Genomic DNA, 7541 nt, shown 5'->3' on the forward strand with positions numbered 1-7541 from the left:
GCGCTATTACGAACAGGACGACGAAACCGCACTGCCGCGCAACATCGCCTCGAAGGGCGCTTTCGAGAACGCCATGACGCTCGACATCGCCATGGGCGGTTCGACCAACACCGTGTTGCATATCCTGGCTGCCGCGCATGAGGGCGAGATCGATTTCGATCAGGACGACATCGACGCGCTGTCGCGCAAGGTGCCGGTGCTGTGCAAGGTTGCGCCCGCCAAGTCCGACGTCCACATGGAAGACGTCCACCGCGCCGGCGGCATCATGGCCATCCTCGGCCAGCTCGACAATGCCGGCCTGCTCAACCGCGACCTGCCGACGGTGCATACGTCAACCCTGGGCGAGGCGCTCGACCATTGGGACATTTCCCGCACGACCAGCCAGAGCGTGCGCGATTTCTTCCTCGCCGCCCCTGGCGGCGTGCCGACACAGGTCGCCTTCAGCCAGGAGCGCCGCTGGGACGAGCTCGATCTCGACCGCGAGAAAGGCGTTATCCGCTCGACCGAACATCCCTTTTCCAAGGATGGCGGCCTTGCCGTGCTGAAGGGCAATCTGGCGCTCGACGGCTGCATCGTGAAGACGGCGGGCGTCGATGAATCGATCCTGAAATTCACCGGCCCGGCCCGCGTGTTCGAAAGCCAGGATTCGAGCGTCAAGGCGATCCTGTCCAATGAGATCAAGGCCGGCGATGTCGTCGTCATCCGCTATGAAGGACCGCGCGGCGGCCCCGGCATGCAGGAGATGCTCTATCCGACCAGCTATCTGAAGTCGAAGGGCCTCGGCAAGGCCTGCGCTCTGATTACTGACGGCCGCTTCTCCGGCGGCACCTCGGGTCTGTCGATCGGCCATGCGTCGCCGGAAGCTGCCGAAGGCGGTTTGATCGGACTGGTGCAGGAGGGCGATACGATCGAGATCGACATCCCGAACCGCAGCATCCGCCTGGCTGTCGATGAGGCGGAACTCGCTGCGCGCCGGGCGGCGATGGAGGCCAGGGGCGCCCTGGCCTGGAAGCCTGAGGAAAAGCGCAAGCGCAAGGTGACGACCGCCTTGCGCGCCTATGCCGCCATGGCCACCAGCGCGGCCAAGGGCGCGGTGAGGTTTGTGCCGGAGTGAGGTTTCTTCCTTCTCCCCTGTGGGAGAAGATGTCGCCGCAGGCGACGGATGAGGGGTGGTCCAGAGAACACCGACGTCTCACTCCGCTGGAACACCCCTCATCCGTCTCGGCGCCGCGCGCCGATCCACCTTCCCCCACAAGGGGGGGGAAGGGAAGAGAAGTGCTACGGCATCAACTGATACTCATAGAGCTTCTGATAGAGCCCGCCCTGCTTGAGCAAGGCCTTGTGCGGGCCGCTTTCCACCACCTTGCCGGCTTCGAGCACCACGATTGTGTCGGCCTGGTGCACGGTCGACAGACGGTGCGCGATGACGATCGTCGTGCGGCCTTCCGTCAATTGCTGCAGCGCGTCGCGGAACAGCGCTTCCGATTCGGCGTCGAGCGCGCTGGTCGCTTCGTCCAGCAGCAGGATCTCCGCATTGCGCAGCATGGCGCGTGCGATCGAGATCCGTTGGCGCTGGCCGCCCGACAGTAGGCCGCCATTCTCGCCGACATCCGTCTCGTAGCCTTTCGCCTGCGCGCTGATGAAGTCATGCGCGTTGGCCGCCTTGGCGGCGGCGATCACCTCATCGTCGGTCGCACCCTCGCGCCCAAGCCGGATGTTGTGCATGATGGTGCCGGCAAACAGGAACGTATCCTGGCTGACATAGGCGATCTTTTCCCGCAGCGATGCGAGCGTCGCATGGGAAATATCCTGACCGTCGAACAGCACCCTGCCGCTCTGCGGATCATACATGCGCATGATCAGGTTTAGAATCGTCGACTTGCCGCCGCCGGAAGGCCCGACCAGCGCCGTCATCTTGCCGGGCGCAAGCGTCAGATCGAACCTGTCCAGCACCGGCGGCCCTTTCTGATAAGCGAAGTCGACGGCGTCGAACCGGATCTCGCCCGGTCCGGCCAGAAGCGGCTTCGCGTCCGGCTTCTCGACCAGAGTGAGCGGCTGGTCGGCGAGCTCGAACATCATGCGCACGCCGACAATGCCGCTTTCCAGCGATATGCGTACGCGCGCAAGGCGCTTTGCCGGCTCATAGGCAAACAGGAGCGCCCCGATGAAGGCCATGATGTTTCCCGGCATCTGGCCGCCCTGCAAGACCAGGAAGCCGCTGACGAAGATGGCCCCGGCAATAGCCAGCCCGGCCAGCGTCTCCATCACCGGGCTTGTCGCAGCCTCCAGCGTCGCGATGTTATTGGCCCGGTTCTCGACGTCCGACACGGCCTTGTACATGCGGTTGCGCATCGCGCCTTCGAGGTTGAAGGATTTGACGACGCGCACGCCGATTGCCGTTTCCTGCATCACCTGCACGATCTGGCCGACCGAGCGAAACTCCATCGCGGCGAACTTGCGAACACGTTTCAGGATGCGGTTGACCCCGTAGATAGCCAAGGGGCCGACGACGAAGCAGATTATAGACAAGGCTGGCTGCTGCCAGACCATGACTCCTACCAGGACGACCAGCGACAACAGATCGCGCACATAGGACGTGACAACGAGGTCGAGCACGTTGCGTGCCGCCTGCGCATTGTTGGTCATGCGTGTGATCAGGTCGGACGACGAGGTCGAATGGTAGAATTCGATGCCTTGCGCCAGGATGCGGTCGTAGATCTTGCGCTGGCGGTCGGCGATGATGGCGTTGCCGACACGGCTCATGAAATAGGCCTGAATGAAGTTGGCGAGGCCCTTGAGGATGAAGATCGTGGCGACCCCGCCCGCAATCAGGTTGACCCGGTCAATCCGCTTGAAGACTACGAATTCGTCGGTGATCTCTTTGAGAATCCAGGCGCTGGCGCCGGTCGTGGCGGCCACCACAAGCATCGACAAGATCGCGGCGCCGTAGCCAAACCTGTGCTGATAAAAGGATTCCCGGATCAACCTCGCGACGAGGCGCTGGTTTTCCGTCGAGCGGAAGAAACGAAACAAACGGCGGATCCTTGAAACCGGGACAACGAAGGCGGCTTATAGAGGGAGTTGCGGCCGGATGAAACCATCCGCGGCCGCCGCGGACAAATCGCTGTTGCAAGCGGCATCGACGGGATGCGATTTTCAGCCTCGGCTATATCAGATGATTCTTTTGACGGGATGACGACGGATGGATTTCGACCTTATCGTTCGCGGCGGCACACTGCCTGATGGCAGGGTTGCCGACATCGGCATCAACGGTGAGACGATCGCGGCGATCGAGCCCGTTCTCCAGGGTTCCGCGCGGACCGAGGTCGACGCCCGTGGCAATCTGGTCTCGCCGCCCTTCGTCGATCCGCATTTCCACATGGATGCGACGCTCTCCTACGGCATTCCGCGCATCAACGCTTCGGGTACGCTGCTCGAAGGCATTTCGCTGTGGGGCGAGTTGAAGCCGCTTTTGACGCATGAGGCCGTGCGTGATCGCGCGCTGGCCTATTGCGACTGGGCGGTGTCGATGGGCCTGCTCGCCATCCGCACCCATGTCGATGTCTGCGATGACCGCCTGCTGGCGGTCGAGGCGTTGCTCGAGGTCAAGAAGACGGTCGCTCCCTACATCGACCTGCAATTGGTCGCCTTCCCGCAGGACGGGTTTTATCGCTCTCCATCGGCGCGTGAAAACACCATCCGCGCGCTCGACATGGGCGTCGACATCGTCGGCGGCATCCCGCATTTCGAGCGCACCATGGCCGACGGCACGCGCTCGGTAACGGAGCTGTGCGAGATCGCGGCCAGCCGCGGCCTGATGGTCGACCTGCATTGCGACGAGACCGATGATCCGCTGTCGCGCCATATCGAGCAGCTTGCCTATGAGGCGCAGCGTCTTGGTTTGCACGGCAAGGTCGCCGGTTCGCACCTCACCTCGATGCATTCGATGGACAATTACTACGTCTCGAAGCTTTTGCCGCTGATCGCCGAGGCCGGCGTCTCGGTCATTCCCAATCCGCTGATCAACATCATGCTGCAGGGCCGCCACGACACCTTCCCGAAGCGCCGCGGCCTGACCCGGGTCAAGGAAATGCTGGCGCTCGGCATTCGCGTCGGCTGGGGCCAGGATTGCGTGCTCGATCCCTGGTATTCGCTGGGCACCGCCGATATGCTCGATGTCGCCTTCATGGGTCTGCACGTCGCTCAGATGTCGAGCCCGGCAGAGATGGCGCGCTGCTTCGACATGGTCACCAACGTCAATGCCGCGATCATGGGCCTCGATCATCTCGGCCTGGCGGTCGGCAAGCGCGCCAGCCTGGTCGTCCTCGATGCCGGCAATCCGGTCGAAGCCCTGCGGCTGCGCGCCGAGCGCCTGTGCGTCATCGCCAGGGGCAAGGTGGTGGCGGAGCGGACGAAGCAGGAAACCAGGCTGTCCATCGGCGGAAGGCCGGGAATGGTGAACCGGCGGCACATATCCAGCTAGATACAGCCGATTCCCGGCGCTGGTCTTACCCATTGCCCGAATTCTCCTCGTCAAGGCAGCCACTTCCGTCTACGACGCGGCTTACTAGGGAGGAATCGGGATCGGCATGACGCAGCCCGTGGCGCAGAATTCGACGATCAGGAATGTGCTTTTGGCCGGCATTCTGTTGATGCTGGCCGGCGATTTCCTTTTTGCGCTGAACGACGCCATGGGCAAATGGCTGGTCGCCAGCTTCTCCGTCGGCCAGGTGGTGCTGATCCGCTCCATCGGCGCCTTCTTCGTGCTCGGCCCGATGATCGCCAACCAGGGCCCGGCCAAGCTGTTTCGCATGGAACGCCTGGAGCTGCAGCTGCTGCGGGTGGTGATGACCACGCTCGACACCGCGCTCTTCTATGCCGCCGTGGTCTATCTGCCGCTGGCCGATGTGATGAGTTTCTACATGGCGGGGCCGATCTACGTCGCGGCACTCTCGCACCTCTTGCTTGGCGAAAAGGTCGGCTGGCGCCGCTGGATGGCGATCCTGCTCGGCTTCTGCGGTGTGCTGATCATGCTGAAACCGTCGTCGGCGGCGTTCTCGCTGTCGTCAGGCTTTGCGCTGGTGGGCAGTATCTCCTTCGCCTTCGCCATCATCCTCAACCGCCGGCTGCGCGGCACCAGCGACACCAATCTGGTGACATGGCAGACCATCGGCACGCTGCTGATCGGCGGCGTGCTGCGCATCGTCGCCTGGCAGACGCCGTCGGCGCTCGATCTCGGCGCCATGCTGCTGCTCGGCATCGTCTCCTGCGGCGCGCATCTGATGATCACCAGGGCGCTCAAGCTGGCGCCGGCCTCGACGCTGGCGCCGCTGCATTACACGCTGCTGCTGTGGGCGGTGGTGTTCGGACTGGTGTTCTTCGGCGACGTTCCCGGTCCGCGCATCCTGATCGGCTCGGGCATTGTCGTTCTCGCCGGCCTGTTCATCTTCCACCGCCAGAAAGTGGTCGAGACCACCGTGCCGCCCGAAAACGTGCCGAAGGGCGTGAATTAGTCCAGGCTCACCCCCGGCGGATCGCCGCCAGATGCCGTGAAAACTCGGACGTCTCCATCAGCGCCTTGCAGCGCGCGAACCGCCCGTCGGCATAGGCGCGAAAATCATCGACCGGGTTGTTGTTGGCGAGCTGGATCAGCCCCCACAGCGTCCATAACAGGTCGCACATCGCCTTGTAGATGACGATGCGGCCGCGCTCCGCCGGCCTCGCCTCGCCGCCGAAATAGGCGCGCATCATCTCTTCGTCTTGCGCCAGATCGAATTTACCTTCCACGGAGAGGTCGCCAAGGTCCCAGAGCGGGTCGTTCATGCCCGAATATTCCCAGTCGACGATCCACATCCGCTCGCCCGTATCGAGGAAGTTCTCGCACAGCGGATCGCAGTGGCAGGCAACGATCGGCAGCGGATGGGCGGCAAGTGCCGAGCGCACGGTTTCCGCCTCGCGCACCACGTCATGATAGCCGGCGGGCAGGGCGATCTCCTTGGTGGACAGCACCTTGAGATAGTCGTCGATCATCGCAAACAGCTCGAAGCGGAAGGGAAACACCGCGCCTGAATTGTGCAGCTTGCGAAAGGCCTCGCCGGCGCGGGCTGGACTGCCCGGCCGAACCTTGAATTTCTCCTCCGACATGGTTTCGGCGCCGGCGATGTAGCGTGTCACCATCAACCCGGTGCCGGCATCGACATGCAGCACCTCGGGACTGACCCCTGCTTTTGCAGCTTCGCGTGCAGCCACCGCTTCGTTGGCCCGGTTGATGTATTCCTCGGTGCCCTTGCCGGGAATGCGCAGGCAGAAGTCGCCGGCCTTGAAGACGAGGTTGGTGAGGCCGCCCAGCCGTTCCAGCGGCCCGCTGTAGCCGGCCAGCATGGGAATGGCGTCCAGTGCCGCGCGCGCCTAGTCTGTAATCATGCCTGCGCCCCCACACACTGTTATTTGTCGCGGCAACGGTTCCACAATTTTCGCGCTTTGGCTATCATCACTGCGAGATCAAAAATTGGCGGACTGGATCAAAGTGGCGGACAACAAACATCAGGGTGCGCTTGGCGCGGCCTACGCGGCAAAGCGGCCCGAAGAGGTCGCCGCACTTTATGATCGTTGGTCGCAGACCTACGACGCCGACATGTCGGCCGCCGGCTATCGCCATCCGACGATCTGCCTTGCGCTGCTGACCCGCCATCTGCCGCGCGGTTCAGCACCGCTGCTCGATGCCGGGGCCGGCACCGGTCTCATCGGCGAATGGCTTGATATTGCTGGTTACCCGCAAGTCGAGGCACTCGATATTTCGCAAGGCATGCTGGATCAGGCAGCCCGCAAGGGTGTCTATTCCGCGCTCCATTGCCTGGCGCTGGGCGGTCATCTGCCCTTTGCCGATGATGCCTATGCCGGAGTGATCTCGGCCGGCGTCTTCACATCAGGTCATGTTGGCGTCGAGGGGCTGGACGAACTGATCCGCATCTGCCGGCCGGGCGGCATCATCGTGCTGACGGTCAAGAACTCGCTGTGGGATCAGGGCTTCGCCACGCGCGTCGCTGAGCTCGAGGCGCAGGGCCTCGTCACCCGCGTCGAGGAAACGCGCCCTTATGTCTCGATGCCCGGCGAAGCCGACACCGTGCCCAGCCGCGGCCTCGCACTGCGCGTGACCTGACCTACGCTTTGACCCTCGCGCCTGCCGGGTCGTACATCGGCTCGAGGTGGATCTTGGCCGGCGTCCTCTCCATCGCAACCACCAGTTCGTAGTCGCCCGAGGCGAGAAAATCGTCGCTGACCCCGTCGGCGTTGCGCACGTAGCCGTAGCCGATGGTCTTGCCCAGCGTATAGCCATAACCGCCGCTGGTGAGATAACCGACAGGCTCGCCATTGCGCAGGATGGTTTCGCGGCCGAGCAGCACGATCTCGGGGTCGTCGACCGTGAAGCCGGCAAAGCGTTTCTTCATTGCCGTGCCGCCGGTCTTCTCCAGCGCGCGCCGTCCGATGAAATCCGTGTTCTTGCGCAGCTTGACCGCCCAGCCGAGCCCGGCTTCCTGCGG

General features: G+C 63.4%; 7 protein-coding genes. 4 read left to right on the top strand and 3 right to left on the bottom strand.

What is annotated here, in order from left to right; all coding sequences use genetic code 11:
- Nucleotides 1–1114: dihydroxy-acid dehydratase (locus tag EN879_RS17005; protein WP_206520960.1), on the top strand; the 1114-nt coding region annotated here is incomplete at its 5' end.
- A gap of 164 nt (nucleotides 1115–1278) precedes the next feature.
- On the opposite strand, the gene EN879_RS17010 is transcribed toward EN879_RS17005, so the two are convergent.
- On the bottom strand, nucleotides 1279–3033 hold the full coding sequence (locus EN879_RS17010; RefSeq protein ID WP_013528036.1) for an ABC transporter ATP-binding protein: 1755 nt from the start codon (nucleotides 3031–3033) through the stop codon (nucleotides 1279–1281).
- A gap of 169 nt (nucleotides 3034–3202) precedes the next feature.
- On the opposite strand from EN879_RS17010, the gene EN879_RS17015 reads away from it, so the two are divergent.
- The gene (locus EN879_RS17015; RefSeq protein WP_063169915.1) at nucleotides 3203–4483 is read left to right on the top strand and encodes an amidohydrolase family protein; all 1281 of its coding nucleotides are present in this window, start codon (nucleotides 3203–3205) and stop codon (nucleotides 4481–4483) included.
- Between the two features lie 106 nt (nucleotides 4484–4589).
- Nucleotides 4590–5513: a DMT family transporter gene (locus EN879_RS17020; protein WP_127274145.1), complete on the top strand. Its 924-nt coding sequence runs from the start codon at nucleotides 4590–4592 to the stop codon at nucleotides 5511–5513.
- A gap of 7 nt (nucleotides 5514–5520) precedes the next feature.
- Here EN879_RS17020 and EN879_RS17025 read toward each other — a convergent pair whose 3' ends face one another.
- Entirely contained in the window at nucleotides 5521–6381 is an 861-nt protein-coding gene (locus tag EN879_RS17025) for a phosphotransferase family protein (RefSeq protein ID WP_063169917.1), read from the bottom strand.
- Nucleotides 6382–6526: 145 nt separating this feature from the next.
- On the opposite strand from EN879_RS17025, the gene EN879_RS17030 reads away from it, so the two are divergent.
- The gene (locus EN879_RS17030; RefSeq protein ID WP_063170453.1) at nucleotides 6527–7159 is read left to right on the top strand and encodes a class I SAM-dependent methyltransferase; all 633 of its coding nucleotides are present in this window, start codon (nucleotides 6527–6529) and stop codon (nucleotides 7157–7159) included.
- A 1-nt stretch (nucleotide 7160) separates the two neighbouring features.
- On the opposite strand, the gene EN879_RS17035 is transcribed toward EN879_RS17030, so the two are convergent.
- Nucleotides 7161–7541 (bottom strand): glycine cleavage T C-terminal barrel domain-containing protein (locus tag EN879_RS17035; protein WP_164774439.1); only part of this gene is annotated, 381 nt, incomplete at its 5' end.

The sequence above is a fragment of the Mesorhizobium sp. M7A.F.Ca.AU.002.02.1.1 genome (assembly GCF_003998535.1).
In the GTDB taxonomy this organism is placed as follows: domain Bacteria; phylum Pseudomonadota; class Alphaproteobacteria; order Rhizobiales; family Rhizobiaceae; genus Mesorhizobium; species Mesorhizobium ciceri.

Bases quoted from the DNA above. Each gene is read 5' to 3' on its own strand.
- EN879_RS17015 (WP_063169915.1), top strand. From the start codon at position 3,203: ATGGATTTCGACCTTATCGTTCGCGGCGGCACACTGCCTGATGGCAGG.
- EN879_RS17020 (WP_127274145.1), top strand. From the start codon at position 4,590: ATGACGCAGCCCGTGGCGCAGAATTCGACGATCAGGAATGTGCTTTTG.
- EN879_RS17025 (WP_063169917.1), bottom strand. From the start codon at position 6,381: ATGCTGGCCGGCTACAGCGGGCCGCTGGAACGGCTGGGCGGCCTCACC.